Origin of the sequence: Nonomuraea muscovyensis (assembly GCF_014207745.1) — a bacterium.
Classification (GTDB): Bacteria; Actinomycetota; Actinomycetes; order Streptosporangiales; family Streptosporangiaceae; genus Nonomuraea; species Nonomuraea muscovyensis.
In genome coordinates this window covers 2,314,267-2,340,445 of the sequence record NZ_JACHJB010000001.1, presented here as the reverse complement: position 1 = coordinate 2,340,445, position 26,179 = coordinate 2,314,267, and the positions used below count along the sequence as shown (strand labels likewise).

At 72.0% G+C, this 26,179-nt stretch carries 24 protein-coding genes; 11 read left to right on the top strand and 13 right to left on the bottom strand.

The features are described from left to right. Positions 1-43: 43 nt before the first annotated feature. Complete coding sequence (locus tag FHU36_RS11025) at positions 44-982, top strand: TIM barrel protein (RefSeq protein WP_185083623.1); 939 nt, start codon at positions 44-46, stop codon at positions 980-982. A 5-nt stretch (positions 983-987) separates the two neighbouring features. Here FHU36_RS11025 and FHU36_RS11020 read toward each other — a convergent pair whose 3' ends face one another. Further along, on the bottom strand, positions 988-1,455 hold the full coding sequence (locus FHU36_RS11020) for a MarR family winged helix-turn-helix transcriptional regulator (RefSeq protein ID WP_185083622.1): 468 nt from the start codon (positions 1,453-1,455) through the stop codon (positions 988-990). 60 nt (positions 1,456-1,515) lie between these two features. Between FHU36_RS11020 and FHU36_RS11015 the strand changes: the two genes are divergently transcribed. Further along, positions 1,516-1,896: a cupin domain-containing protein gene (locus FHU36_RS11015; protein ID WP_185083621.1), complete on the top strand. Its 381-nt coding sequence runs from the start codon at positions 1,516-1,518 to the stop codon at positions 1,894-1,896. A 24-nt stretch (positions 1,897-1,920) separates the two neighbouring features. Here FHU36_RS11015 and FHU36_RS11010 read toward each other — a convergent pair whose 3' ends face one another. From FHU36_RS11010 to FHU36_RS11000, 3 genes are all read right to left on the bottom strand, one after another. Further along, the gene (locus FHU36_RS11010) at positions 1,921-4,278 is read right to left on the bottom strand and encodes a SpoIIE family protein phosphatase (protein ID WP_312891538.1); all 2,358 of its coding nucleotides are present in this window, start codon (positions 4,276-4,278) and stop codon (positions 1,921-1,923) included. A 56-nt stretch (positions 4,279-4,334) separates the two neighbouring features. Continuing rightward, positions 4,335-8,549, bottom strand: a complete 4,215-nt coding sequence (locus FHU36_RS11005; RefSeq protein ID WP_446685846.1) for a HAMP domain-containing protein — start codon at positions 8,547-8,549, stop codon at positions 4,335-4,337. 269 nt (positions 8,550-8,818) lie between these two features. Continuing rightward, a complete protein-coding gene (locus FHU36_RS11000) occupies positions 8,819-9,694 on the bottom strand; it encodes an iron-sulfur binding domain-containing protein (protein ID WP_185083620.1) in 876 nt (291 codons plus the stop codon). Positions 9,695-9,773: 79 nt separating this feature from the next. Here FHU36_RS11000 and FHU36_RS10995 point away from each other — a divergent pair, with 79 nt between their 5' ends. Further along, positions 9,774-10,460 carry a hypothetical protein gene (locus FHU36_RS10995; protein WP_185083619.1) on the top strand — a complete coding sequence of 229 codons (687 nt, stop codon included), beginning with the start codon at positions 9,774-9,776 and terminating at the stop codon, positions 10,458-10,460. Positions 10,461-10,482: 22 nt separating this feature from the next. On the opposite strand, the gene disA is transcribed toward FHU36_RS10995, so the two are convergent. From disA to FHU36_RS10970, 5 genes are all read right to left on the bottom strand, one after another. Next, positions 10,483-11,559 (bottom strand): DNA integrity scanning diadenylate cyclase DisA, encoded by a 1,077-nt coding sequence (gene disA / locus FHU36_RS10990; protein ID WP_312891537.1) that lies wholly within the window; start codon positions 11,557-11,559, stop codon positions 10,483-10,485. A gap of 40 nt (positions 11,560-11,599) precedes the next feature. After that, the gene (gene radA, locus FHU36_RS10985) at positions 11,600-13,006 is read right to left on the bottom strand and encodes a DNA repair protein RadA (RefSeq protein WP_185083618.1); all 1,407 of its coding nucleotides are present in this window, start codon (positions 13,004-13,006) and stop codon (positions 11,600-11,602) included. Between the two features lie 145 nt (positions 13,007-13,151). Continuing rightward, complete coding sequence (gene trxA, locus FHU36_RS10980; RefSeq protein ID WP_185083617.1) at positions 13,152-13,457, bottom strand: thioredoxin; 306 nt, start codon at positions 13,455-13,457, stop codon at positions 13,152-13,154. Further along, positions 13,454-13,828: a MerR family transcriptional regulator gene (locus FHU36_RS10975; protein WP_185083616.1), complete on the bottom strand. Its 375-nt coding sequence runs from the start codon at positions 13,826-13,828 to the stop codon at positions 13,454-13,456. Before FHU36_RS10975 ends, trxA begins: the two co-directional genes overlap by 4 nt. Before the next feature lie 42 nt (positions 13,829-13,870). Then, positions 13,871-14,569 carry a class I SAM-dependent methyltransferase gene (locus FHU36_RS10970; RefSeq protein WP_185083615.1) on the bottom strand — a complete coding sequence of 233 codons (699 nt, stop codon included), beginning with the start codon at positions 14,567-14,569 and terminating at the stop codon, positions 13,871-13,873. A gap of 55 nt (positions 14,570-14,624) precedes the next feature. On the opposite strand from FHU36_RS10970, the gene FHU36_RS10965 reads away from it, so the two are divergent. The 7 genes from FHU36_RS10965 (at position 14,625) to FHU36_RS10935 (ending at position 21,369) form a co-directional block, all read left to right on the top strand. After that, positions 14,625-15,434, top strand: coding sequence for a sugar phosphate isomerase/epimerase family protein (locus FHU36_RS10965; RefSeq protein ID WP_185083614.1), 810 nt, complete (start codon positions 14,625-14,627; stop codon positions 15,432-15,434). After that, on the top strand, positions 15,431-16,219 hold the full coding sequence (locus FHU36_RS10960; protein WP_246502019.1) for a class I SAM-dependent methyltransferase: 789 nt from the start codon (positions 15,431-15,433) through the stop codon (positions 16,217-16,219). Before FHU36_RS10965 ends, FHU36_RS10960 begins: the two co-directional genes overlap by 4 nt. Continuing rightward, the gene (locus tag FHU36_RS10955; protein WP_185083613.1) at positions 16,216-16,797 is read left to right on the top strand and encodes a TetR/AcrR family transcriptional regulator; all 582 of its coding nucleotides are present in this window, start codon (positions 16,216-16,218) and stop codon (positions 16,795-16,797) included. Before FHU36_RS10960 ends, FHU36_RS10955 begins: the two co-directional genes overlap by 4 nt. A gap of 146 nt (positions 16,798-16,943) precedes the next feature. After that, positions 16,944-19,046, top strand: a complete 2,103-nt coding sequence (locus FHU36_RS10950) for a (Fe-S)-binding protein (RefSeq protein ID WP_185083612.1) — start codon at positions 16,944-16,946, stop codon at positions 19,044-19,046. 190 nt (positions 19,047-19,236) lie between these two features. Further along, positions 19,237-19,992 carry a hypothetical protein gene (locus FHU36_RS10945; RefSeq protein WP_312891536.1) on the top strand — a complete coding sequence of 252 codons (756 nt, stop codon included), beginning with the start codon at positions 19,237-19,239 and terminating at the stop codon, positions 19,990-19,992. Next, complete coding sequence (locus FHU36_RS10940) at positions 19,989-21,056, top strand: glycosyltransferase (RefSeq protein ID WP_185083610.1); 1,068 nt, start codon at positions 19,989-19,991, stop codon at positions 21,054-21,056. The genes FHU36_RS10945 and FHU36_RS10940 overlap by 4 nt, the downstream gene beginning before the upstream one ends. A gap of 31 nt (positions 21,057-21,087) precedes the next feature. Further along, a complete protein-coding gene (locus tag FHU36_RS10935; protein WP_185083609.1) occupies positions 21,088-21,369 on the top strand; it encodes a metal-sensitive transcriptional regulator in 282 nt (93 codons plus the stop codon). 103 nt (positions 21,370-21,472) lie between these two features. Here the strand turns inward: FHU36_RS10935 and FHU36_RS10930 are convergent, their stop codons facing one another. From FHU36_RS10930 to FHU36_RS10920, 3 genes are all read right to left on the bottom strand, one after another. After that, the gene (locus FHU36_RS10930) at positions 21,473-21,634 is read right to left on the bottom strand and encodes a hypothetical protein (protein ID WP_181019825.1); all 162 of its coding nucleotides are present in this window, start codon (positions 21,632-21,634) and stop codon (positions 21,473-21,475) included. Positions 21,635-21,849: 215 nt separating this feature from the next. After that, the gene (locus FHU36_RS10925) at positions 21,850-23,751 is read right to left on the bottom strand and encodes a hypothetical protein (protein WP_185083608.1); all 1,902 of its coding nucleotides are present in this window, start codon (positions 23,749-23,751) and stop codon (positions 21,850-21,852) included. A gap of 108 nt (positions 23,752-23,859) precedes the next feature. Continuing rightward, the gene (locus FHU36_RS10920) at positions 23,860-24,384 is read right to left on the bottom strand and encodes a gamma carbonic anhydrase family protein (protein WP_312891535.1); all 525 of its coding nucleotides are present in this window, start codon (positions 24,382-24,384) and stop codon (positions 23,860-23,862) included. 146 nt (positions 24,385-24,530) lie between these two features. Between FHU36_RS10920 and FHU36_RS10915 the strand changes: the two genes are divergently transcribed. Beyond that, positions 24,531-25,661: a coiled-coil domain-containing protein gene (locus tag FHU36_RS10915; protein WP_185083607.1), complete on the top strand. Its 1,131-nt coding sequence runs from the start codon at positions 24,531-24,533 to the stop codon at positions 25,659-25,661. Positions 25,662-25,903: 242 nt separating this feature from the next. Here FHU36_RS10915 and FHU36_RS10910 read toward each other — a convergent pair whose 3' ends face one another. Beyond that, positions 25,904-26,164, bottom strand: a complete 261-nt coding sequence (locus FHU36_RS10910) for a FliH/SctL family protein (protein WP_185083606.1) — start codon at positions 26,162-26,164, stop codon at positions 25,904-25,906. Positions 26,165-26,179 lie beyond the last annotated feature (15 nt).

Sequence of the window (26,179 nt, the reverse complement as noted above, 5' to 3'; positions counted from 1 at the left end):
ACGGGCGCTGGGACGCGACAAGCTCAAGCCGTGGAGGAAACCGATGCGCCTGCGTCACGACGACGGAACGCTCGTTCACCTCGCCTACAACGCGGGTGTTCACCCTGCCGAGGACCTGGAGAACCTGATCGCGCACCTGACCCGCTACGCGGTGCCGGTGCGCAAGCGGCTCGGGGTGGAGCGGATGGGCATCGGTCTGTGGCTGTCGCCGACCGTGGCCGACCATCTCACGGCCGACCGGATCGAGCTCGTACGGCTGCGCCGCTCACTGGAGGAGCGCGGCCTGGAGGTCGTCAGCCTCAACGGCACCGGCGGCCGCAACCAGGAGGTGCCGGGACCCGACTGGGCCAAGCCCGAGCGCTACCGTTACACGATGGCGCTGGCCAAGATCCTGGCGTTCCTGCTGCCGGAGGACGTGCGGTTCGGCAGCATCTCCACGATCCCCATCGGCTGGCGGCGCGACTGGCCGGCCGACCTGCACGCGATCGCCACCCGCCGGCTGGAGCGCCTGGCGCGCGAGCTGCGCGGCATCTACAGCGTGACCGGCAAGACGATCCGGGTCGGGTTCGAGCCGTGGCCGGGATGCGTCCTGGAGACCACGGAGCAGGCGCTGGAGCGGGTCTGCGGGATCGACTCCGAGCACCTGGGCGTCTGCCTCGACGCCTGCCACCTCGCGTGCGGCTCCGAGGAGGCGGGGGAAGCCCTGCGCGGGCTGGCCGCCGCCGGGGCGCCGGTGGTCAAGCTGGGCCACGTGCACAACCACATCGGCGAGAGGTCCAGCACGGGCGCCGTGCTGCACGACACGCTCACGGCCATGCTGTCGGGGGCGGTGAGCGGCAACGCCCACATCGAGGTCGAGACGCACAACCTCGTCGTGCCGGGGCGGGCCAAGGGGCCGGGGGCCCTGGTGTCGGTGCTGGCACAGGAGCTCGACTGGGCCCGTACCAACCTCACCGGCCTGGGCCTCCAGCTCGCCGCCTGACACCGTCAGAGCGTGCCGAACCAGCCGGGTGTGTCGAGGCGGAAGAGGTCGGCCGGCGTGACCTTGCGCAGGTCGGCCTCCAGTGCCCGGAGGCGGTCCTCGCCCAGTTCGTCGGCCCAGCGGCGGCGGAGCGTGTCGAAGATGCGGGCCGACCGGCCGAGTGCGTCGATGCCGCGCGGGGTCAGCCGGACGAGCTTGCGCCGGGTATCGGCCGGGTCCACGGCGCGTTCGACGTAGCCGGCCCGTTCGAGGGTCTCGATGGTCTTGCCGGCCGCCTGCTTGGAGACGCCCAGCGTGCGGCCGAGCTCCACCGCGGTGGTGCCGTGGCCGACGGCCTGCATGACGAAGCCGTGCATGGGCCGCAGCTCGGGATGGCCCTGGCGGGCGAGCTCGGCGTGCAGCTCGTCGATGAGCACCCGGAAGCCCATGAGGAGCCGGAGCGGTAGCTCGAAGCCCGGGGGGTCACTTGACATGATAGACAACCTGGTTAACTATATGGACAACGTTATTGTCTATCGTAGCGGGAGCAGCAGATGACTGTCATTCGTGGCACGGACGCGCGCAGGTCGGAGACGGCGAACGGGGTGATGACCACGTTCGCCTCGCCCAGCCAGGGCGGCGCCTCCCGGTCGCTGTGGCGGGTGGACGCCAAGCCGGGAGCCGAGGGGCCGTTGCACGACTTCGACGGCGAGCAGGTGTGGACCTGGCTGACCGGGGCGGCCACGGTCGAGCTGGGCGGGCAGACGTACCAGGTCGCCGCCGGTGACACCGTGGTGATGCCGCCGAGGACCGTCCGGCGCGTCCTGGCGGACCCGGACGAGGGGTACGCCGCGGTCGTCACCGCGCCCGCCGGGGCCAGGGCGCTGGCCGCCGAGGGCGACGGCGACTACGGCGTGCCGCCGTGGATCGCCTGACGCGTGCCTGAGGCGGCGCGGGGGTCAGCGGAGCTGGATGCCGACGACGCAGGTGTCGTCGTCGGTGTCGGACTTGCTGTACGTGAGCAGGTGGTCGAGCCGCTGCTCCAGCGACGGCACGGCCGCCGTGGCCACGCTCAGGAGCTGTCGCTGCGAGTGCTCCAGACTGCGGTCCTTGCGCTCGATCAACCCGTCGGTGTACATGAGCAGGACGTCCTCCTTCTCCAGGCGGAGGCTGCCCTCCTCGAAGTGCGCCTCGGCGAGCGCGCCGAGCAGGACGCCCTCGATCAACGGCAGCTCCGTCGCCTCGTCCCGGCGGACCATGATCGGCGGGAAGTGGCCGGCCCTGGCCCAGCGCAGCGTCCGCGTCTCGGGGTCGAACAGGGCGCAGATGGCCGTGGCGGTGACCTGCTCGGTCAGGTGGTGGGCGACGAGGTTGAGCCAGGTCAGCAACTGGGCCGGACCGGCCCCGGTGGTGGCCAGGCCGCGCAGCGCGTTGCGCAGGATGACCATGCCGGTGGCCGCGTCGATGCCGTGGCCGGCCACGTCGCCGACCGACAGCAGCACCTTCTTGGACGGCAGGATCACGCAGTCGTACCAGTCGCCGCCGACCAGGTGCTCCTCCTCGGCCGGCCGGTAGCGTACGGCGATCTTCAGGTCGAACGCCTCGATCGGGCCGTGCGTGGGCGGCATGATGGCCTGCTGGAGCTGCAGGGCGAGACGGTTGCGCTCGGCGGCCTGCTGCTCGGAGTGGGCGAGCTGGTCGCGGGTGGCGGCCAGCGCCACCTCCGTCCAGTGCTGTGCGGAGATGTCCTGGTACGCCCCCCGGACGCTGAGCAGGTCGCCGTGGGCGTCCAGCACCGGCTCGGCGACCACGCGGATGTGCCGCGAGACCCCGTCCGAGCGCTGCAGCCGGAAGGCCGTGGACGCCGGCAGGTGGTGGTGCAGCAGCGTGCGCAGGAAGCGGCCGATGGCCACGGCGTCGTCCGTGTGGGCGTGCTGCGGCAGCAACTGCAAGGGGATGGGGCTGGCGGTGGGCGGCAGGCCCAGCAGGGTGTAGAGCTGGGCGTTCCAGGTGATCTCGCCCGTGGCGAGGTTCTCCTCGAAGCCGCCGATGCGGCCCAGCCGCTGGGCGTGCTGGAGCAGCCCGGCCACCCGGGCGGCCTCGTCCAGGACACGCCAGATCAGCAGCACGCTCTCGCCGTGCCGGCTGATGCTGACGTCGGCGATGGCGGTCAGCGGCACCTGGTCGATCAGCGCCGTCAGCGGCATCCGCTCGGCCCGGAACGGCTCGCCGGTGGCGTGGACGTGCTCGATCTTCTCGTACAGCCCGCCCTCGCCGGCGGCCATCGGATACGCCTCCAGCATCAGCGCGCCGTTGACGGCGCTGCGGGAGCGGCCGGCGAAGTCCACGAAGTTGGCGTTGGTGTGCTGGATGCGGAAGTCGGTCAGCCGGCCCTCGGCGGTCAGGTGCGGGCGCAGGATGAGCGCGGGATCGTGCAGGCCGTTGGCCAGGTCAACCAGCTCGGTGTCGGGCCGTTGCGGCGCTGTCACCGGATGCGAGTCCAGCGTGTGGGCCACCAGCTCCGCCAGGGCCTCCACCTGTCGCCGGATCGCCGGCGGCTGCGGCGAGAGGCGATGGGGCCAGCCGATCTCCAGGACGCCCAGGATGCGGCCGCCGTTGCCGGCGGGCACCGCGACCCGGCCGGACTTCTCGCCCGGCTGGTGGCCGATCGACGGCAGGCCCACCTCCGACAGGTCGCCGAACCACACCGTGCGCCGGTCCACCAGGGCCTGGCGGGCCGGCGTGGCCACCCCAGGCGGCACGTACCGCCAGCGCATCGCCTGCTCCGAGGCGAACCCGGCCGAGCCGGCCAGGGTGAGCGACCCGTCCGTGCCCGCGGCCCACACGGCGACCACGGACGCGCCCAGCGGGGCCAGCGCGTGCTGGAGCAGCGACTCGCTGACCGCCTGGGTGTCGCGCGCGGCCAAGATGCCGCTCTCGGCGGTGCGCAGCCGGACGGCGAGGGAGGCGTCGCCCTCCTCGGCCTGGAGGCTCACTGGCGCGCCCTGCTCGACGGCGGAGACCACGAACTGGCCGGCGAGCTCGGTCAGGCGGTCCTGGGCCGCCTGGTTGACGATGTCGGCGGCCAGCTCCAGCTGCGAGAGCTGGGTCCGCTCGGCGAGCGCGGAGAGCTGGCGGGCCGCCTCGGCGGGGTTGCAGCGCAGCCTCTCGACCAGGATGCCCTTGGCCAGCTCGATCAGGGCACGGCCGTCGGCGGCGGCGTGCGCCTCGCGCACCTCTTGGCGCAGCCGCTCCACGGTGGCGGCCAGCCGCCCGAGACCGGTGCCCCGTTCGGCGCGTTGTTCGGGCTCGTGCACGTGTGACTCCTCGGGCGGGGGGATGACTTGCCGGGCGGGGGAGAGAGCGCCAGGCGCTACGTCGCCAGCCAGCGCTGGATGCGGGCCATCAGGTCGCCCGCGTCCACCGGCTTGGTGACGTAGTCGCTCGCCCCGGAGGCGAGGCTCTTCTCCTGGTCGCCCGGCATCGCCTTGGCCGTCACCGCGATGATGGGCAGCTCGGTGTACTGAGGCATCTGGCGGATGGCGGCGGTGGCCGCGTAGCCGTCCATCTCGGGCATCATGACGTCCATCAGCACGATGTCGACCTCGGGGTTCGAGGTGAGCACCTCGATGCCCTTGCGCCCGTTCTCGGCGTGCAGCACCTGCAGGCCGTGGATCTCCAGGATGCCGGTCAGCGCGTACAGGTTGCGCGCGTCGTCGTCGACGACCAGCACCGTGCGCCCGGCCAGCGAGTCGTCCACCTTCTGGGTGACCGCCCGGGGCACCTCCTCGGGCCGGACCAGCGGCAGCACGTCGCCCGGAGCCTCGGCCGACAGGTGCAGCGCGATCCGCTCCCGCAGCTCGTCCAGGCTGGACAGCAGCTCCAGCGGCTGGGTGCCGGTGCGCGCCTGCAGGTCGGCCTCCTGGCGCGGGTCCAGCCGCCAGTTGTTGTAGGCCAGCACCGGGACGCCGTGCAGGGCCGAGTCGCCGTCCATGTCCTCCAGGAAGCGCAGCGCCGCACCGTCGGCCATGTCGAGCTCCAGCACGATGCAGTGGTACGCCTGCGCGGCCAGCGCGGCGGCGGCCTCCTGCACCCCGACGGCGGTGACGACCTCGATCGGACCGCGCATGTCGCCCAGGTCGCGGTTGTTGGCCAGGTCGGCGACCGAGCTCTCGGCCACCAGGGACAGCAGGCCCCGGTCGCGTTCCTCGATCACCAGGAGCCGCCGCTGCTGCTGCGGCGGGGCGGGCGGCAGCGCGGTCACCGTCTCATCGCTGCCGGCGGGCCGCTCGGACGCGGCCACGCCGGGCGACAGCTCCTCGAAGTCGGGCCGTGCGACCGGCAGGTAGAGGGTGAACACGCTGCCCTTGCCCGGCGCGCTCTGCGCGGTGATCGCGCCGCCCAGCAGGTGGGCGATCTCACGGCTGATCGACAGTCCGAGCCCGGTGCCGCCGTACTTGCGGCTGGTGGTGCCGTCGGCCTGCTGGAACGCGCCGAAGATGGCCTCGAGCTGCGGCTCGGCGATGCCGATCCCGGTGTCCTTGATCGCGAAGGCGATGGCGGCGCCGTGGGTGCGCACCGGCGACGGCACCTCGTTCGGGGAGGCCGGGGCGATGTGCAGCTCGACGCTGCCCGTCTCGGTGAACTTCACGGCGTTGGACAGCAGGTTGCGCAGGACCTGGCGGAGCCTGGAGTCGTCGGTCAGCACGTCCACCGGCACACCGGCCGCCGTCGAGACGACGAAGTCGAGGCTCTTCTGCGTCGTCATCGGGCGGAAGGTGGCCTCGATGTCGTCGAGGAGCTGCCGCAGCGGCACCCGCTCGGGCGCGATGTCCATCTTGCCCGCCTCGACCTTGGACAGGTCGAGGATGTCGTTGATGAGCTGCAGCAGGTCGGAGCCCGCCGAGTGGATGATGCCGGCGTACTCGACCTGCTTGGGGGTGAGGTTGCGCGTGTGGTTCTGCGCCAGCAACTGGGCGAGGATGAGCAGGCTGTTGAGCGGGGTGCGCAGCTCGTGGCTCATGTTGGCCAGGAACTCGCTCTTGTACTTCGAGGCCAGCGCGAGCTGCTGGGCGCGGGTCTCCAGCTCCTGGCGGGCCTGCTCGATCTCGAGGTTCTTGGTCTCGATGTCACGGTTCTGGCTGGCCAGCAGCGCCGCCTTCTCCTCCAGCTCGGCGTTGGAGCGCTGCAGCTCCTCCTGCTGGTTCTGCAGCTCCTCCGAGCGGGCCTGCAGCTCGGCGGTGAGCCGCTGCGACTCCACGAGCAGCTCGTCGGTACGGGCGTTGGCGATGATCGTGTTGACGTTGACGCCGATGGTCTCCATCAACTGGTCGAGGAACGCCCGGTGCACCGCGGTGAACGCGTAGACCGAGCCCAGCTCGATGACGCCGAGCACCTGCTCCTCGACCACGATCGGCAGCACGATCACGGAGGTGGGTGTGGTGTGGCCGAGGGCCGAGGAGATCCTGACGTAGTCGGCCGGCACGTCGTTCATCGCGATCGTCCGGCGGGCCCGGGCGGCCTGGCCGACGAGCGACTGGCCGAGCCGGAAGCGGGTGACCCGCTCGGCGTCGTCGCTGTAGCCGTAGGCGCTGATGAGCTCCAGTTCGACGCCGCCGGGCGCCTCCTCCGCCAGGAAGAACGCCCCGTACTGGGCCGAGACCAGCGGCGCCAGCTCGTTCATGACCAGCTCGGCCACCGCAGAGAGGTCGCGGTGGCCCTGCATGAGGCTGGAGATGCGGGCCAGGTTGGACTTGAGCCAGTCCTGCTCCTGGTTGGCCCGCGTGGTCTCACGCAGCGAGCCCACCATCGAGTTGATGTTGTCCTTCAGGTCGGCCAGCTCGCCCTCGGCGTCGACCGTGATCGACCGGGTGAGGTCGCCCGAGGTGACGGCGCTGGTCACCTCGGCGATCGCGCGCACCTGCCGGGTGAGGTTGCCGGCCAGCTCGTTGACGTTCTCGGTGAGCCGCTTCCAGGTGCCGGAGACGCCTTCGACCTCGGCCTGGCCGCCGAGCCGGCCCTCGCTGCCCACCTCGCGGGCCACGCGGGTGACCTCGGCGGCGAACGAGGAGAGCTGGTCGACCATGGTGTTGATCGTGGTCTTGAGCTCCAGGATCTCGCCGCGGGCGTCCACGTCGATCTTCCGGGTCAGGTCGCCCCTGGCGACGGCCGTGGTGACCTGGGCGATGGAGCGCACCTGGTTGGTCAGGTTGTCGGCCATCGAGTTGACGTTGTCGGTGAGGTCCTTCCACGTGCCGGCCACGTTCGGCACCCGGGCCTGGCCGCCGAGCTGGCCCTCGGTGCCGACCTCGCGGGCGACGCGGGTGACCTCGTCGGCGAACGCCGACAGCGTGTCGACCATCGTGTTGATCGTCTGGGCCAGCGCGGCGACCTCGCCCTTGGCCTCGACGTTGATCTTCTGCGAGAGGTCGCCCTTGGCCACCGCCGTCGCCACCTGCGCGATGGAGCGCACCTGGCCGGTGAGGTTGGAGGCCATGAAGTTGACGTTGTCCGTCAGGTCCTTCCAGGTGCCCGAGACGCCGCGGACGGTGGCCTGGCCGCCGAGCTGGCCCTCGGTGCCGACCTCGCGGGCGACGCGGGTGACCTCGTCGGCGAACGCCGAGAGCTGGTCGACCATCGTGTTGATGGTCTCCTTCAGCTCCAGGATCTCGCCGCGGGCGTCCACCCGGATCTTCTGCGACAGGTCGCCCTTGGCGACGGCCGTGGTGACCTCGGCGATGCTGCGCACCTGGGCGGTCAGGTTGTCGGCCATGACGTTCACCGACTCCGTCAGCGCCTTCCAGGTGCCGGAGACGCCCTTGACGTCGGCCTGGCCGCCGAGCCGCCCGTCGGTGCCGACCTCGCGGGCGACGCGGGTGACCTCGTCGGCGAACGAGGAGAGCTGGTCGACCATGGTGTTGAGGGTGTTCTTCAGCTCCAGGATCTCGCCCCGGGCCGAGACGGTGATCTTCTGGGACAGGTCGCCGCGGGCCACCGCCGTCGCCACCTGTGAGATGTTGCGCACCTGGGCGGTGAGGTTGCCGGCCATGTAGTTCACCGAGTCGGTGAGGTCGCGCCAGGTGCCGGCCACGCCCTTGACGTCGGCCTGGCCGCCGAGCTGGCCCTCGGTGCCGACCTCGCGGGCGACGCGGGTGACCTCGTCGGCGAACGAGGAGAGCTGGTCGACCATGGTGTTGACGGTGTTCTTCAGCTCCAGGATCTCGCCGCGGGCGTCCACGGTGATCTTCTGCGACAGGTCGCCCTCGGCGACGGCCGTGGTGACCTCGGCGATGCTGCGCACCTGGCTGGTGAGGTTGCCGGCCATGGCGTTGACCGACTCGGTGAGGTCCTTCCAGGTGCCGGAGACGCCGGGCACCTCGGCCTGGCCGCCGAGCCGGCCCTCGGTGCCCACCTCGCGGGCCACCCTGGTCACCTCGGAGGTGAACAGGGAGAGCTGGTCCACCATGCCGTTGAACACCTGGGCGATCTCGCCGAGCAGGCCGCCCGCGTCGTCGGGCAACCGGGTGCCGAAGTCGCCGTCCCGGACCGCGGTCAGCCCGGCCAGAAGCTGGCGCAGCTCGGGCTCCATGGCCTTGCTCGCGCCGCGCCCGGCCCTGTCGCGCGTCGCCGGACGCGCGCCACCGGCCGCCATCTCGCCCATGTCCACCCTCACTCCAGTCAAAGGCATGCCAGGGCGCATACCAGCGCCTCATTATCGTCAAAAGGGGCATAGCGGGCAGACGAGAAGCGGCCCGCCTCGGCGACTCTACCGGCCGCCGGGTGGGCGTTTCGCGAAGTTTGGCGTGTTTGGCCCTTTATTCGGGGGAGTGCTATTCCTCTTACGAATAGAGGCCTCTGTTAACCGTGGGGGAGCCGGAAGGTCCCGTCGGGAAGGTGTTCCGCCAGCCCGTCGGCGACCAGGCCGTCGAGGGCGCGCTCGCGTTGCACGGCGTCGTCCCACACCACGTCCAGCGCCTCCTTCGGCACCGGGCCGTGCGCCGCGCGCAGCACGGCGAGCAGCCTGCCACGACACTGCCGGTCGGTGCCCGCGTAGGTCTGGCCCTTGCGCGCCGGGCCCGCGTGCGGCGGCTTGCCGGCCAGCCGCCACGCGCACACGTGCGCGATTGGGCAGTCGGCGCAGCGGGGGGAGCGGGCCGTGCACACCAGGGCGCCCAGCTCCATGACCGCCACCCCCCAGCGGGCCGCCCCCAACTCGGGCAGCAGTGCCTCCGCCAGCCGCCGCTCGGCCGCCGACGTGGCCTGCGGAGGGTACTCCTCGGCCCCAACGGCGCGGGCGAAGACCCTGCGCACGTTCGTGTCGAGCACCGCGTGCCGCCCGCCGTACGCGAAGCTGGCCACCGCGGCGGCGGTGTACTCGCCGACGCCGGGCAGCGCCAGCAGCGTCGCGTGGTCGGACGGCACCTCGCCGGCGTGCTCCTCGGTGATGGCCCGGGCGCAGGCGTGCAGCCGCAGCGCCCGGCGGGGGTAGCCGAGCCGGCCCCAGTGGCGCACGGCCTCGCCCGGCGGCTCGGCGGCCAGCGCCTTGGGCGTGGGCCAGCGTTCCATCCACTCGTGCCACACCGGCAGCACCCGCACGACCGGGGTCTGCTGGAGCATGATCTCGCTCACCAGCACCCCCCACGGCGTCGCGTCGACGGCACGCCACGGGAGATCCCGGGCGTTGGCGTCGTACCACTCCAGAACGGGGACGTGTAGGAGGTTCGGCTCAACCACGCGCCCCAGCGTATTGCGAGATGGCAAGGGACGGCGTGTCGTCCGCGTCAAGCAGCCACTCCGTCAGCATGCTGTGCGTATGGATCCGGATACGATGCGTGACGGCGGCGACGGGGGCGGCGACGTCTACTGGCGGCGGCGCATGAGCGTGCTCATCGCCGTGCTGGTGGTCGTGGCCGTCGTGGCATGGGCCTGCTCCAGCGGTGGCGACGGGCCGCAGCGCTCCTCCAGCGCCGACTCCTCGGCGAGCGCCTCCCCGGCCGCGGATCCCCTCCTCGCGGGACTGCGCACCCTCGCCCTCGGCACGGCGAGCCCGACGCCCACGCCGAACCCCGCCCCCAAGACCACCGCCCCCGCCGCCAAGCAGAGACGGCCGGGTGAGCCGTGCGAGGAGGCCGACCTGGTGCTGAGCCTGCAGGGCAAGCAGGACGTGTACGCGGCGGGCGCCTGGCCGAACTTCCTGGTGACGCTGGTCAACACCGGGCCGGTGATGTGCCGGGCCGACGTGGGGCCCCGGGCCATGGAGCTCCGCATCACCTCGGGGGAGGACCGGATCTGGTCCACCTCCGACTGCGTGAGCGGGTCGGGCGCGGAGGTGCGCGAGCTGCAGCGCGGGGTGCCGTTCGTCCGGTCGCTGGACTGGGACCGGCGCCGCTCCACCGATGACTGCCGCGCCGACCGGCCCGCCGCCCTGCCGGGGACGTACGTGGCCGTGGCGCGCATGGGCAAGCTCAAGAGCCACAAGGGCGTCTTCCACCTGCGCTGACCTGGCGGGAGCGGCCCGGCGGTCAGACGTAGCGTTCGAGGATGGAGGACTCGGCGAGGCGGGACAGGCCCTCGCGGACGCTGCGGGCGCGCGACTCGCCGACGCCGCCCACCGCCTGCAGATCGTCGATGCTGGCGGCCAGGAGCTTCTGCAGGCTGCCGAAGTGGTTGACCAGGCGGTCGACGACCGAGGCCGGCAGGCGGGGCACCTTGGCCAGAAGACGGAAGCCGCGCGGGCTGACCGCGCCGTCGATCTCGTCGTCGTGGCCGAGGACGTGCGCGACGACCGACAGGTCGAGCAGCTCGGCGCCCGAGAGCCGGTCGAGGTCGTGCATGGCGTCCGACAGGCGGCGGGTGCGCCGGCCGGGGGAGGACGGGAGGTAGTCGCGCACGACCAGCTCGCGCTCGGAGTCGACACCCGCCACCAACTCGTCGAGCTGGAGCGACAGCAGCCGGCCGTCGGTGCCCAGCTCGACCACGTAGCCCTTGATCTCGTCGGAGATGCGCCGGACCATCTCCAGGCGCTGGGCGACGGCCGCGACGTCACGCACCGTCACCAGATCCTCGATCTCCAGCGCCGACAGCGTGCCGGACACCTCGTCGAGGCGGTGCTTGTAGCGCTCAAGGGTGGCCAGGGCCTGGTTGGCCTTGGACAGGATGGCCGCCGACTCCTCCAGGACGTAGCGGATGCCGTCGAGGTAGAGGGCGATGATGCGCATCGACTTGCTGATCGCGATGATCGGCAGGCCGGTCTGCCGGGCGACGCGCTGGGCGGTGCGGTGGCGGGTGCCGGACTCGTCGGTGGGGATGGCGGGGTCGGGGACGAGGTGCACGGCGGCGCGCACGATCTTGTGGTCGTCGCTCACCACGATCGCGCCGTCCATCTTGGCCAGCTCGCGCAGCCGGGTCGCCGAGAACTCGACGTCGAGCTCGAACCCGCCGCTGCACACCTGCTCGACGAGGCTGTTGTAGCCGAGCACGATCAGGCCGCCGGTCTGCCCGCGCAGGATCCGCTCCAGGCCGTCGCGCAGCGGCGTGCCCGGGGCCACCGCGGCCAGGGCTTTGCGACGGCGGTCGTCGAGACTCCTGTCGTTTGGCACCAGACCCCCGTGTCGAATCGTCACGCCCAGCTTAGCGGCGCTATGTGACGTGTGTGAGAGCGTCCCAGACGTTCTCCGCCTGCACCACCTCGAATCCCGGGGCGAACGAGACCGGCCCGACGGGCACGAGCGAACGCTGCCCGCCCCGCTTGCGACCACCCTCGTCGAGGGAGCCCGCGGGCACCAGCGCGCGGCGGAAGCCGAGCCGCGCGGCCTCGCTCAGCCGCCGGCGGACGTCCTTGACCGGTCGCAGCTCGCCCGCCAGGCCCACCTCGCCGAGCGCGACCAGCCCGGCGGGGAGCGGCTTGTCGCCGGCGGCGCTGGCCACCGCCAGCATGACCGAGAGGTCGACGGCCGGGTCGGCGAGCTTGATGCCGCCCACGGTCGCGGTGAACACGTCGCAGCCGCCGAGCTTGGCGTTGAGCCGGCGCTCCAGGACGGCGAGGATCATCTGCACCCGGTAGGTGTCGAGCCCGGAGGAGGTGCGCCTGGGCTGCTGCGCCTCGGTGCGGGCGACCAGCGCCTGCACCTCGGCGGGCAGCGGACGGGTGCCCTCGACGGTCACCGTCACGCACGTGCCGGGGACCGGGCTGCTGCGCCGCGAGACGAACAGCCCGCTCGGGTCGGTGATGCCCTCGATGCCGCGCTCGTGCAGGTCGAAGCAGCCGACCTCGTCGGTGGGGCCGTAGCGGTTCTTGATCGCGCGGACCATCCGCAGCCGGGAGTGGCGGTCGCCCTCGAAGTTGAGCACCACGTCGACCAGGTGCTCCAGCGTGCGCGGCCCGGCGATGGAGCCCTCCTTGGTCACGTGGCCGACGAGCACCGTCGCCATGTTGCGCTCCTTGGCCAGGCGCACGAGGTTGGCCGCCACCTCGCGGACCTGGGTGACGCCGCCGGGGACGCCGGTCGCCTGCGCGGAGCCGATGGTCTGCACCGAGTCGACGACGAGCAGCCGGGGCTGCACCTTGTCGACGTGGGTGACCAGGGCCGACAGCTCGGTCTCGGCGGCGAGGTAGAGGCGGTCGCGGATCGCGCCGATGCGGTCGGCGCGCAGCCGGACCTGCGCGGCCGACTCCTCTCCCGTGACGTAGAGGACGGTCTCGCCCTCGGCCATGCGGGCTGCCGCCTCCAGCAGCAGCGTGGACTTGCCGATGCCGGGCTCGCCCGCCAGCAGGATGACGGCGCCGGGAACCAGGCCGCCGCCGAGCACCCGGTCGAGCTCGGCCACGCCGGTGGTGCGCGCGGCGGCCACCTCGGCCTTGACCTGGCCGATCGGCATCGCGGGCGCGGTGGTGGCGCCGGCCTGGACGACGTGCACACCGGCGCGGGCGCCGTCCTCGTCGACGGTGCCCCACGCCTGGCACTCGCCGCACCTGCCCACCCACTTGGTGGTGCGCCAGCCGCACTCGGCGCAGCGGTATCCGGGCTTCGGGGCAGTCTTGGCCATGCGGAGCAGGCTAGCGGCCCGCGCCGACAATCCGGGAGATCAGCGGCGCGCGCCCCCCGCGAGCGGTCGGGCCGGGCCGCAGTCGGGCAGGTCGGGCAGGGTCGGGTCGGGGTTGGGGTCGGGTCGGGTCGGGGTCAGACCGGGGTCAGGCCAGGCCGAGGTCGGAGACGAGCATGCGCTTGGGGCGGGCGCCGACGACCTGCCTGACCGGCTCGCCGTTCTCGAAGAGCAGCAGCGTCGGCAGGCTCAGCACGCCGTAGCGGGCCATGATCGCGGGGTTCTCGTCGGTGTTGAGCTTGCCCACCGCCAGGCCGTGCTCGGCCTCGATCTCCTCCAGCACCGGGGCGACCATCCGGCAGGGCGGGCACCACTCGGCCCAGAAGTCCACGAGCACCGGCCCGTCGCTCTTCAGCACCTGCTCGTCGAAGTTGTCCGTGGTCAGCGTGATCATCGTTCTCCCTGGAAGAAGCAGCCGGCGCATGATGCGCCGAGCCGGGCCGCGACCTCGGCGCGGCGGGCGAGCAGGATGCGGATCTCGTCGTCGATCTCCGCGAGCTTGCGCCGGTAGACGGCGACGGACTCGCCGCAGGCGTCGCCCGTGTCGTGTCCGGCGCGCAGGCAGTCGACGAACGGCCGGGTGTCCTCGAGGGAGAAGCCGACCGACAGCCGCGAGCGGATCTCGGCCACCAGCCTGACGTCGTCCTCGGTGTACTCGCGGTAGCCGTTGGCCCCGCGCCGGGCGGTGAGCAGGCCGTGCTGCTCGTAGTAGCGGAGCGAACGGGTGCTCACCCCCGTACGCCCGGCCAGTTCTCCGATGCGCATGCCACCACCGTAGACATTGACACCGGCGTCAAGGTCAAGCTCTCAGAAGTGACGCCAGCGCAGGACGTTCGGATAGGCCAGTTCCAGGCCGGGCGTCTCCGCGATCGCCTGCTCGGCCACCGTGGGGGCGAACTCGATCCGCAGCACCGCCTCCAGGTCGGCCCGCCGCTCGAACGCCATCCGCAGGTCGAGCGGCCGCCGCTGCCAGCCGTGCCGGTCCCAGAAGGCCTCCACTCCGCGGGCGTCGTAGCCGGGCACCGTACGGGAGAACCACCGCCCGAAGGGCCCCCGTGTCGCGTCCAGGTCGATGACGAAGGCCGCGCCGCCCCGCCGCACCACCCGTGACAGCTCGCGCAGGCCGGGCTCGCAGCCGGGGCCGAAGAAGTACGCCCAGCGCGCGATCGCCACGTCCACCGAGGCGTCGGGCAGCGGCAGGTCCTGCGCGACGGCGGTGTGCACCTCGACGCCGGCCAGGCCGGCACAGCGGCGGCGGGCCAGCGCGACCAGGTCGCCGTGCGGTTCGACGCCGATCACCCGGGCCGCCTCGGCGGCGAGGCCGGGCAGGTGGTAGCCGGTGCCGCAGCCGATGTCGAGCACCGTGGCGCCGTCCCACGACCGCAGCGCCCGCATGGCGGCGTTCGCCGCGCCGTCCGGGTCGACGGCGCGGTTCTCCACCTCGTAGACCTGCGGCGTGTTCCAGATGTTGGGGCTCGGGACGGCTCCTTTGGCGATCCGGGGCATGACCCAACCGTAGGGGTCGCGCGCCAGAACCCTGTCACCGGCTTAGGCTGGCAGCGTGGCTGATGTCATCCGCGTGCCCAATGCGAAGATCGCATTGTCCACCGCCTCGGTATACCCCGAACGCACCCCCGACGCGTTCGAACTGGCCGCCCGCCTGGGCTACGACGGTGTCGAGATCATGGTCGGCGCCGATCCGGTGAGCCAGGACATCGACGTGATCGAACGGCTGTCCGACCACTACCAGGTGCCCGTGCTCGCCATCCACGCGCCGTGTCTCCTGGTCACGCAGCGCGTGTGGGGCCGCGACCCGTGGGCCAAGCTGGTCAGGGCGCGCAAGGCGGCCGAGCGGCTCGGCGCCTCGGCCGTGGTGGTGCACCCGCCGTTCCGCTGGCAGCGCGACTACGCGCGCGACTTCGAGACCGGGCTCGCCCGCATGCGCGAGGAGACCGACATCATGTTCGCGGTGGAGAACATGTTCCCCCTGCGGGCGCGGAACAACGACGTGGTGCCCTACTCTCCCGACTGGAACCCCATCGACTTCGACTTCCCGCAGGTCACCCTCGACCTGTCGCACACCGCCGTGTCCGGCTCCGACGCGATGGAGATGGCGACCAAGCTCGGCGACCGGCTGGCCCACCTCCACCTGGCCGACGGCGTCGGCGTGACCAACAAGGACGAGCACCTCGTTCCCGGCCGCGGCAACCAGCCGTGCGCGCAGATCCTCGAACGGCTGGCCGGCTCCGGCTACACCGGTCTGGTCGTGCTGGAGATCAACACGCGCAAGGCGGCCAGCCGCACCGAGCGGATCGACGACCTGGCCGAGGCGCTCGCGTTCGCCCGGCTGCACCTGGCGGCCTCCGCATGAGCGTGGGGCCGATGCGCGAGCTGGCCCGCGTGTTCGACGGCGTCGCCGACGCCTACGACGCGGGCCGGCCGTCCTATCCCGACGAGCTGTTCGCGGCATTGGCGGAGGTGTCGGGCGTCGACCTGGCCGGCGCGACGGCGGTCGACGTCGGCGCGGGCACGGGCATCCTGACGCGGGCCCTGCGGGCGCGCGGCTCCCGGGTGGTCGCCGTCGATCCGAGCGCGGAGATGCTGACCCGCCTGGTGTCCCGGTCCGGTGAGGACGACGGCCCGGCGGCAGGCACGGCGGCCTGCCCGGCGGTGCGGGCCGACGGCAACGCGCTGCCGCTGGCCGACGGGGTGGCCGACCTGGTGACGTACGCGCAGTCCTGGCACTGGCTCGACCCGGTGGCCTCGATCGCGGAGGCGAGGCGGGTGCTGCGTCCCGGCGGCGCGATCGCCGGCTGCTGGAACCTCACCGACGCCCGGCAGGCCGACTGGCTGGCCGCCTACGAGGCGCGGCTGGCGGAGGAGTGCCCGGCCTACTGGGGGCAGGCGCTGGAGGAGTGGTCGGTGCCGCCCATCGCCGCGGCCTTCGAGGTGGTCGCCGAGCGCTGGATCCCGTGGACCCGGCTGGCCGGCATCGAGGAGTTCCTGCTCGGCCTGCGCTCCCACTCCTACATGGCCGAGCTGCCGCCGCGGGCGGCCGACGCGCTGGTGGACCGGCAGCGGGCGGAGCTGCGCAGGACGTTCCCCGGCGGCGTGGTGTCGGTGCCGATGCGCGTCTACCTCGCGGTGGGGCGGTGACGACCGGGCGACGGCCGGGCCGCAGGCCCGGTTCGGCCGACACGCGCGGCGAGATCCTGGCGGCGGCGCGGCGGGTGTTCGCCGAGAAGGGCTTCGACAAGGCCACGGTGCGCGGCATCGCGCGGGAGGCGCGGGTCGACCCGGCACTCGTGCACCACTACTTCGCGACGAAGGAGAACATGTTCGCGGCGGCGATGCAGTTGCCGCTCACTCCCGACGTGGTCGTGCCCACGGTGCTCGACGGCCCGCGGGAGCAGATCGGGGAGCGGCTGGTCCGGCTGATCCTGACGGTCACCGCCACGCCCGAGACCCGCGAGCCGATGATCGCGCTGATCCGCTCGGCGATGACCCACGAGCAGGCGGCCGGGATCTTCCGGGAGTTCCTCTCCAACGCGCTGCTGCTGCGGGTGAGCCAGACGCTGGACGTGCCGCACCTGCGCATCGAGGCCGCGTTCGCGCAGATGTTCGGCGTGCTGATGGCCCGCTACGTGCTGAGGCTGGAGCCCATGGCCAGCGCCGACCCGGAGGAGCTGGTCGAACTGCTGGCGCCCACGATCCAGCGCTACTTCACGGGGTAGAGCACTGTTCTGGAGGGTCGGCGGCCCGTAGGGTGGGTCGCGTTACCCCAGAATGTTACTCGCGGGTAGGATTCCGGGGTGACCTGGTCATTGCGTGGATGACCGGCGTCGTACGCTGGCAGCCAACGTCGTCTGTGGGAGGGCCCGTGCTCTGGGTAGCCGTCATCGGACTCATCATGACCGTCTCGGCGGTGGCCGTGGCCGGCCGCCGGACGATGTTCCTCTACAGGCTGGCCACGGTCGGCCCACCCGCCCCCGAGCGCGTCGAGTACGCCAGGGCGCACGCGGCCGACGAGGTCAAGGCGCAGCTCGTCGAGGTGTTCGGCCAGAAGAAGCTGCTCAAGTGGACGCCGTCGGGCGTGGCCCACTTCTTCGTCATGTGGGCGTTCTTCATCCTGCTGACCGTCTACATCGAGGCGTACGGCGCGATCATCCAGGGCGCGATCACCGGCCGGCCGGACTTCCACATCCCGCTGATCGGCCAGTGGGCGGTGCTGGGCTTCCTACAGGACTTCATCGCGGTCGCCTGCCTCCTCGGCCTGGTCGCCTTCGCCGTCATCCGGGTCAGGAACTCGCCGAAGACGCTGGGCCGCAAGTCGCGCTTCTCCGGCTCCCACCTGAGCGGCGCCTGGCTCGTGCTGTTCATGATCTTCAACATCATCTGGACGCTGTTCCTGGCGCGCGGCGCGGCGGCCGCCAACGGCAACCTGCCCTACAGCGCGGGCGCCTTCGTCTCGCTCGCCCTGGGCGACGTCCTGCCTGCAAGCCACCTGCTGGAGCAGATCGCCCTGCTCCTGCACATCGGCTTCATGCTGGTGTTCCTGGTCATCGTGGTGAACTCCAAGCACCTGCACATCTTCACCGCGCCGCTGAACGTGCTCTTCTCGCGCCGCCCCGACGCCATGGGCGCCGCGCCCGAGCTGCGCGTGGACGGCAAGCCGGTCGACTTCGAGGACGAGGACCTCGACCCCGAACGGCTCGGCCGCGGCAAGATCGGCGACACGACGTGGAAGGGCTTCCTCGACTTCTACTCCTGCACCGAGTGCGGCCGCTGCCAGTCGCAGTGCCCCGCGTGGAACACCGACAAGCCCCTGTCGCCGAAGATGCTCATCCTCGACCAGCGCGACCACGCCTTCAAGGTGGCCCCGTACCTGCTGGCCGGCGCCTCCACCGAGCACGCCGACACGGACGTGCTGGCGCTGCTGGAGAAGCCGCTGGTCGGCGAGGACGGCGTCATCCACCCGGACGTCCTGTGGTCGTGCACCAACTGCGGCGCCTGTGTCGAGCAGTGCCCGGTCGACATCGAGCACATCGACCACATCCTCGACATGCGGCGCTACCAGGTGATGGTCGAGTCGTCGTTCCCGTCCGAGGCGGGAGTGATGGTGAAGAACCTGGAGAACAAGGGCAACCCGTGGGGCATGTCCGAGATGAAGCGGGCCGACTGGATCGCCGAGCTCGACTTCGAGGTCGAGGTCGTCGAGGACAAGATGCCCGAGGACGCCGAATACCTCTTCTGGGTCGGCTGCGCGGGAGCCCTGGAGGACCGGGCCAAGAAGACCACCAAGGCCGTCGCCGAGCTGCTGCACATCGCCGGCGTCAAGTTCGCCGTGCTCGGCCCGATGGAGGCGTGCAGCGGTGACCCGGCCCGCCGCCTGGGCATGGAGTACCTGTTCAACATGCTGGCCCAGCAGAACATCGAGACGCTCAACGAGGCCGGCGTCAAGAAGATCGTCGCCACCTGCCCCCACTGCTTCAACACGCTCGCCAACGAGTATCCGCAGCTCGGCGGCACGTACGAGGTCGTGCATCACACGCAGTTGCTGGCCAAGCTGGTCGACGAGGGCAAGCTCACCCCGGTCACCCCGATCGAGGAGAAGATCACCTACCACGACCCGTGCTTCCTCGGCCGCCACAACAAGGTCTACTCCCAGCCGCGCGACATCATGTCGAAGGTGCCGGGCGTGCAGACCCAGGAGATGCACCGCCACAAGGACCGCGGCTTCTGCTGCGGCGCGGGCGGCGCGCGCATGTGGATGGAGGAGCGCATCGGCAAGCGCATCAACACCGAGCGCGTGGACGAGGCGCTGACCACCGACCCCGACACCGTCTCCACCGCCTGCCCGTTCTGCATGGTGATGCTCGGCGACGCCATCAACGAGAAGAAGAACAGCGGCGAGGCCAAGGAGTCTCTGGAGGTCGTGGACGTGGCCCAGCTGTTGATCAAATCGGTCAAAACCCCTTCCTGACGCGGGAAAGTCGGACTCCTCCACAGCCGTTGTGGAGGAGTTCCGCATGTCAGGAGGCCGATGCGCAGTAAATCTGCCATCCACATAACGGGAAAATCACGGTAACCTCAACGTCGCATGGCTTCATTCGACGGGGAGGGGGCTCGCGATGCGCGTCGTGGTCACAGACGCGGAAGTCACGCTAGCCGACGTGCTCTCCCTGAGACTGGCCATGGAGGAGCCGTTGGGGGACGGCACCGAGCTCGTGCTCAGGCATCGGACGACGGGGGTCGAACGTGACGTGCTGCTCGGCACACCGGGTGCCCGGACGGGGGAAGCCACCATGGCCGTCTCGCTCGCGCCCCTGAGACTCACGGCCGGGCGCTGGGACACCTACCTGCGCCGCGACGGCAGGCGCACCCGGCTGCGCAGCATCGACCCGGGCTTCTCGCTCGACCACCTCGACGCGTACGCGCTGTGCGAGCGGACCATGGCCTACCGCTCCTACCGCACCCGCAACGGCTACCTCGCCCTGAAGATCGCCGATGCCGAGCCGGCCGCCGAGGTGCGGGCGATCTGGTTCAGGGAGGGCCGCTTCGAGGTGACCGGGCTGCTGGCCTTCACCGGGCTGGCCGACGACGACGTGCGCCACGAGGCCCGGCTGTCGCTGCAGCGCAGGCAGTCCGACGACTCCATGGTACGCGCCTCGGCCACCGTGCAGGGAGTGCGCTTCCACGCCGCGTTCTCCCTGGTGGACGTGCTCGCCGCTGATCCCGAGGGGTCCGGCACGTGGGAGCCGTCGCTGGAGGTGGAGGGCGTGGCCAGGCCGCTCAAACTCGGCTCCCGCCTCGACGACGTCGACGGCAAACGGCGCCGCCTGCACTATCCGTCGGCCAGGATCGACGGCGTGCCCATCCGGCCCTGCTACACCGCCGACGACGAGCTGCGCATCGAGGTGGGCGGGTGAAGATCAGCCTGATGCTCTCCTCCGCGTACGGCATGCGGGGCGACGTCCGCTCCACGCTCAACCTGGCCGGGGCGCTCGCCGAGCGGCACGACGTCGAGGTGATCAGCATCAGGCGGCACCGGGACAAGCCGTTCTTCCCCGTGGCGCCCAATGTGACCATGCGGTCGGTGATCGACGCCAGGCCCGGCACGCGGCACCTGCTCCCGCGCGGTCAGATGCGCACCGAGGTCGCGCTATGGCGGCTGCTGCGCACGCTCAGGTCCGACGTGCTGATCACGACCAGGCCGTCGCTGGGCGTCCAGGCGGCCAGGCACGCGCCGCGCGAGGTGCTCAAGCTGGCCCGCGAGTGGAGCCGTCCGGCGGTGCCCGCGCCGGTGCGAAAGTTCTATCCCCGGCTCGACGCGGTCGTCACCGCCATGGAGAGCACCGAAGCGGAGTGGACCGGGCTGCTGGACGGCGGGCCGGTCGTGCGCACCGTGCCCGACGCGCTGCCGAGCGGGCCGTGGCCGCGCTCCCGGATGGACAACCGCATCGTCGCGGCGGGCGGCCGGTGGGTGCCCGTCAAGGCGTACGACCGGCTGATCAGGGCGTTCGCCACGGTGGCCGACAAGCGGCCCGACTGGCGGCTGCGCCTGTACGGCGGCGGCCCCGAGGAGCGGCGGCTGCGCGGCCTGGTCAGCGAGCTCGACCTGCACAACCACGTCTACTTCATGGGCACGACGCCCGACCTGGCGGGGGAGTTCGCCAAGGCGTCGATCGTGGCCAACACCTCGCGCAGCGGCGACCTGGGCATGACCGTGCTGGAGGCCATGGGATGCGGGGTGCCGGTGGTGGCGTTCGAGGGGGCGCGGGGGCCGGCGGAGTTCGTGGCGACCGGCTACAACGGGGTGCTAGTGCCCGAGGTCGAGGGCGACCTGGAGCTGCTGGCCATGGCGTTGCTCGCGCTGATCGACGACGAGCGCAGGCGGCGCTCGCTGGCCGCCGGTGCGCTGGAGACGGCCGTCCGGCACTCCGCCGACGAGGTCGGCACGCAGTGGGAGAAGCTGATCTCCGAGCTCCGCTGACGTGATACGGGTTACGGGTATCGTGGTGGGCATGCATGGCTACACGGCGGACAAGCAGGCATACCTGACGCGGCTCAGGCGGATCGAGGGCCAGATCAGAGGCCTGCAGCGCATGGTCGACGAGGACGCCTACTGCATCGACATCCTCACCCAGGTGTCCGCTGCGACGCGCGCCCTGCAGGCGGTGGCCCTGGGCCTGCTGGAGGAGCACATCTCGCACTGCGTCGCGGACGCGATCAACAACGGCGGACCCGAGGCGGAGGCGAAGGTCAAGGAGGCCTCGGCCGCGATCGCGCGTCTCGTCCGTTCGTAGGAGAAGATCGCCTGACTGACTAGTCATCTGGGGTGAAGTGAACCATCCCCGAACGCGGTCCCGGACCCCTCAGGAGTCCGGGACCGAATGTGTTCATGATCTTTCAGTGACTTGCCGAAGTCCGCAATCCGAGCGCGTCGTCGAGCTCGTCCAAGGTCAGCCGCCGCTCGCTGATAGCGACAGCGGTAAGCACCTCGGCGTAGAGCGCAATCTCGTCCAACGCGACACGGTCGTGGACCCGAGAGTCCAGGTCGTCGTGCCCCACCGCGTCGTCCTTCCTTCCGCAGCCCACACCCTCTACGAGGTTACGGCGGAGGCCCCTTCGGGCGACATGGCCCATCGGAGTCATTCCTTTCGGCGTCACCCTGGCCCCACCGGGATCATTTCCCGAAGCAGAGATCACAATTCAGCGAATTGTGTGTTGCCTTGAGTGTTAGAACGATATGGGAGGAGTAAGGGTGAAATAACGGTATTAGTGGTTTACGGGTGGATGTCGTCGCGTTCGTGGACGATCCGGAGCACGAGCGCCGACTGACCCGCGAACCCGCGCTCCGGGACCCTCGCCCCGCTCACGCCGCGCCACGCCAGCCCGGCGGCGTAGGCGGCCCCCAGCACGGCCGCGGCGCTCGCCCGGTCGGGCGGCTCGATCTCGAACCCCGACACGACGGGCCGGCGCGGCATCCTCGACAGCGCCTCCCGCGCCTTCCTGGCCGCCGCCGGGACCGCGCTCACCCCCCAGCGCGTCTTGAACCCCCCGGCGGCCCCGACTCCACCGGGCGCCCCCACCGCGGGCGCCCCGACTCCGGTGGGGGCGCCGGCGCCGGAGGGCCGGCCGGCCCGGCTCGGGGTGCTCGCACCTGTGGGGTGACCCGAGCCGGGCGGTCGACCGGCACCCGCGGGATGGCCCGGTCCGGTGGGATGGCCCGCTCCGGTGCGGTCTCCGGCACCGGCACGGTCGCCCCCCGCGTCGGGGCGGCCGAGGTTGCCCGTCCGTGAGGGGTTGTCCGTTCCCGAGGGGTTGCCCGTCCGTGAGGGGTTGTCCGTTCCCGAGGGGTTGCCCGGCCACGAGGCGTTGCCCGGGCCCGTGGGGCGGCTCTCGGGGTGGCGGCTGTTCATGGGACGACCCGCTCCGGTGGCGGCGGCGGGGCCCGTGGGGGCCGTGAAGTGGCCGGTGGCGGGGATGGCCGGGCCGCCGGGCGGGTTGCGGCGCGGGGGGTGGCCCGTGCCCGTGGGGGTGTCCCAGTGGTGTGGGGGGAGGGGCTGGGCGGGACCGAGGACGGGGAAGCCGTCGGGCTGGGTGTGCTCGGCCGCCGAGGTGCCGGTGAGCCCGGCCCGGGACAGCTCGTCGTAGGCGTGTCCGAGCCGATGGTCGAGCAGCCCCGGCAGCAGCCCCCTGGAGTCGGACAGGTCCGCCAGCAGCGTCGCCGCGGCCCGCGCCGGGTCCGGGGTGAAGGACAGCGCCTCCACCAGGTCGTACACCGTGTGGCAGAAGTGCGCGCGGGGATCGGTCTCGGCCAGGACGGCCCGCCCCAGCCGGGGCGGGCAGCGCTCCAGCCACGCCTGCCGTACCTGCTCGTCGCCGCGCCGGGCGGCGGGCTCGTCCAGGCCCGGCCGGTTGAGCGCGGGCTCGACCATCGTGAGCAGCGCCAGCGCGCGCGGCCTGAAGCGGGCGTCGGCGAGCAGGATCTGGGCCGTGTCGGCCATCACGGCGGCCAGCCGCAGTGCCTCGCGGGGCCGGTCGGCGCGTATCCGTTCGGCGACGAGTCGGACGAGGTCGAGCAGCGGCGGGGCCGGCAGCCAGCGCACCCACTCGTCGCCGGGCAGCGGGCGGCGCAGGTACTCGCCGAAGATCGTGAGCAGCCGCTCGTTGCCATCGAAGGCGGGCGCGTACGCGCACCACATCACGGTCCCCCAGACGGCCGCGACCGTGCTCGGCACGTCACCCGCGAGGACCTCGTCGAAGGCGGTCAGCGGGAAGTCGAGTTCGGACCTGCGGCCGGCGGCGCGCAGGAGCACGCGGACCTGCTCGGTCACGTGGTCGGGCACGTCGGGGCCGACGAACGCCTGCGTCGAGCCCGGCTCGGCGGCGAAGTCGGGACCCTGGGGGATGAGGCGCGCCGGCAGCACCGCGGCGGCGTGCCCGGCGCGGCGCACGCGGGCGCCGCGGGGAGGCGGCGCCAGGTGCCAGCGCCCGTCGGCCGGGTCGTGCAGGTGCCAGCGGGCGTGCGCGCCGAACAGCCAGCGATCGCCGTCGGGCGTCACCAGGATCCTCGCCGCGATCATCTCGGCGCGCGCGGGCACGGGAAGCCGCTGCCAGCGCGGGTCCGTGACCAGCGCGCGGACCTCCGCTTCGGTGGCGGTGAACGCATCCCACGGGCGCACGGCGGCCATCGTACTTGCCGCGTGCGGGGCGGCGGCGAGCGTCTATCCGGCAGATCGTCCGTTATGGTGACAAATGGGCGGCATGTCGAGGGGTCCCGCCGCGCGGCGTCACGACAACGGTGTCGCCTGGCGGTGCCGGAGTGCCTTGGCCATGTAGGTGTCGGGTGTACGGGCGAAGGAGGCGCGGTCGTCGTCGGTCAGCTCTCGCACGATCCTGCCCGGGACCCCGGCCACGAGCACCCCGGCCGGGATCCTCTTGCCGGGTCCGACCAGGGCTCCGGCCGCGACGAGCGTGCCCGCTCCGATGCGCGCGCCGCCGAGCACGATCGCGCCGATGCCGATCAGCGCGCCACGTTCGACGTGGGCGCCGTGCACCATGGCCTTGTGGCCGAGGCTCACGCGAGACTCCAGGATCGCCGGCTCGCCGGGGTCGGCGTGCAGGCAGCACAGATCCTGTACGTTGCACTCCTCGTCGATCTCGATCCGCTCGTCGTCCCCCCGGAGAACGGAGCCGTACCAGATGCTCGACGCCCGGCCCACCCGTACGTTGCCGACCACGACGGTGCCGGGCGCTATGTACGCCTCGGGATGGATGTCCGGGGACGCTCCGCCGTCCAATGCTGCGATGTACACCCGTCACATCGTAATTCCCGCCCCAGGTCTGGCGTTCGGGTTGCGGACGTGGGCAGATGGCAGGAAAGTCGTTTCCTGACGTCTCGTTGCCAGACCCTCACAACCCGCAGTTTTCCCCCGCCTCACGCGAATCCTTAGGTACCCCCATGACAAACCAGCACGAGAGCATTTCCGCCCTGATGCAAGAGGACACCTTCGAGGTCGTCATGCGCGGCTACAACCGCCGCCAGGTCGACGAACACATGCTGCGCGCCCGCAACCAGATCCGCGATCTGGAGGAGCGGCTGGCCCGGGCGCTCGAACAGGCGGAGCAAGGTCGCCTGGAGCTGGCGGAGGCCAGGCGGCGCATGGTCGAGACGCCCCAGAACTACGAGGACCTCAGCCCCAGGCTCGCGCAGATCCTCAGGCTGGGCGAGGAGGAGGCGGCGGCCAAGCGGGAGGAGGCGGAGGCCGAGGCGGCCAGCGTGCGTGACGCTGCCATGTCCGAGGCCGACCGGGTCCTGACGTCCGCCCGCGAGACGGCCGACAACATCCTCACCTCCGCCCAGGCGGAGGCCGAGCGCCGGGTGAACGAGGCGACGGCGGCGGCCGAGCGGATGCTGGCGCAGGCGGGCGCCGACGCCGAGGAGAAGCTGGGCAGCGCGCGCCAGGAGGCCGAGGACACGCTGCGCGGGGCGAGCGCGGAGGCCGAGCGCATGGTGACGGTCGCCCAGCAGGAGTCCGAACGGCTGCGCGAGGCCGCCAACGCGGAGGCGGCGCACACCCTGTCCGCGGCCCGCCACGAGGCGGAGACGACGCTCACGGCCGCCCGGCAGCGCGTCGCCGCGCTCGACGAGCACGCCGGCCGGCGCGTCGAGTACCTGAGCAACACGCACAGCGAGGTCGTGCGCAGGCTCTCCGAGATCGGCTCGGTGCTGGGCGACCTGATGCACGCCGAGAACGCGGCCGGGCCGCTGGTGGTGGAGGCGGCCCTCCCGCCGCGGGAGATCGCGGCCCCGGAGGCCGGCGCGCAGGCCCAGGCCCAGGCCCAGGCCCAGGCCCAGGGGGGACAGGCTCAGGGGACAGACCGCGTGGAGGTGCACGAGCCTGACGCGTCCGGCGGGGCGCCGCGGGCGCTGGAGGCCGGGCAGGCCCCGGAGGCGGGGGATGTCTCGCCCGACGACGATGTACGGATCATCGTCGCGGACGAGCACGAGACCGTGACGGCGCCGGTGCGCCGCGAGATCTCCGACGACACCGACGTGAACATCGGCCGCCTCTCCGACGTGCCCAAGTAGCCCACTGGAGCGGAAGCCCCCGCCCCCGATCGGGTCGGAGGCTTCCGCGTCTGCGGCCCCGTCTTCGTGCGCCCGTCCTTCGCGGGGCCCGTCTTGCGCTCTGTTTTCCGGAGCCTGGATTCCCGGAGGCTCGCTGGGGGCCCGGTGCCGGGGCCGCCGAGACGCTGGACCCGGCACCGGGCTGCTCGTGCGCGCCTGCCGTCCCCCGGCCCGGGTGCGGGGCCGGTGCGGCGGCAGGCGCGTCAGGGCGAGTCGGGGCCGGTGCACCCCTCGCTCTCACCGGCCCCGCCCTCGTGCCCGTCGTTGCGGCCCTCCTGGTCGCGCAACTGCTCGCGCAGCGCGGCCGGGTCGTCCGCGTCGATGGTCATCGCGCATCCGGCGTCGCGCTGCGTGTCGCTGAGCGGATGGTGACGTGTCGCCCACCAGCGGCCCGCGTCGCTTCGCCAGATGGTCCACTGGGGAAACTCCCGGGCGATGTCGGCGAGGTGCCGGTCAAAGGACATCTGCTCATCCTTCCG

Coding starts and splice junctions, on each gene's coding strand:
- FHU36_RS11025 (WP_185083623.1), top strand. CDS start 44: ATGCGCCTGCGTCACGACGACGGAACGCTCGTTCACCTCGCCTACAAC.
- FHU36_RS11020 (WP_185083622.1), bottom strand. CDS start 1,455: ATGTCAAGTGACCCCCCGGGCTTCGAGCTACCGCTCCGGCTCCTCATG.
- FHU36_RS11015 (WP_185083621.1), top strand. CDS start 1,516: ATGACTGTCATTCGTGGCACGGACGCGCGCAGGTCGGAGACGGCGAAC.
- FHU36_RS11005 (WP_446685846.1), bottom strand. CDS start 8,549: ATGGAGCCCGAGCTGCGCCAGCTTCTGGCCGGGCTGACCGCGGTCCGG.
- FHU36_RS10995 (WP_185083619.1), top strand. CDS start 9,774: ATGGATCCGGATACGATGCGTGACGGCGGCGACGGGGGCGGCGACGTC.
- radA (WP_185083618.1), bottom strand. CDS start 13,006: ATGGCCAAGACTGCCCCGAAGCCCGGATACCGCTGCGCCGAGTGCGGC.
- trxA (WP_185083617.1), bottom strand. CDS start 13,457: ATGATCACGCTGACCACGGACAACTTCGACGAGCAGGTGCTGAAGAGC.
- FHU36_RS10975 (WP_185083616.1), bottom strand. CDS start 13,828: ATGCGCATCGGAGAACTGGCCGGGCGTACGGGGGTGAGCACCCGTTCG.
- FHU36_RS10970 (WP_185083615.1), bottom strand. CDS start 14,569: ATGCCCCGGATCGCCAAAGGAGCCGTCCCGAGCCCCAACATCTGGAAC.
- FHU36_RS10960 (WP_246502019.1), top strand. CDS start 15,431: ATGAGCGTGGGGCCGATGCGCGAGCTGGCCCGCGTGTTCGACGGCGTC.
- FHU36_RS10935 (WP_185083609.1), top strand. CDS start 21,088: ATGCATGGCTACACGGCGGACAAGCAGGCATACCTGACGCGGCTCAGG.
- FHU36_RS10915 (WP_185083607.1), top strand. CDS start 24,531: ATGACAAACCAGCACGAGAGCATTTCCGCCCTGATGCAAGAGGACACC.
- FHU36_RS10910 (WP_185083606.1), bottom strand. CDS start 26,164: ATGTCCTTTGACCGGCACCTCGCCGACATCGCCCGGGAGTTTCCCCAG.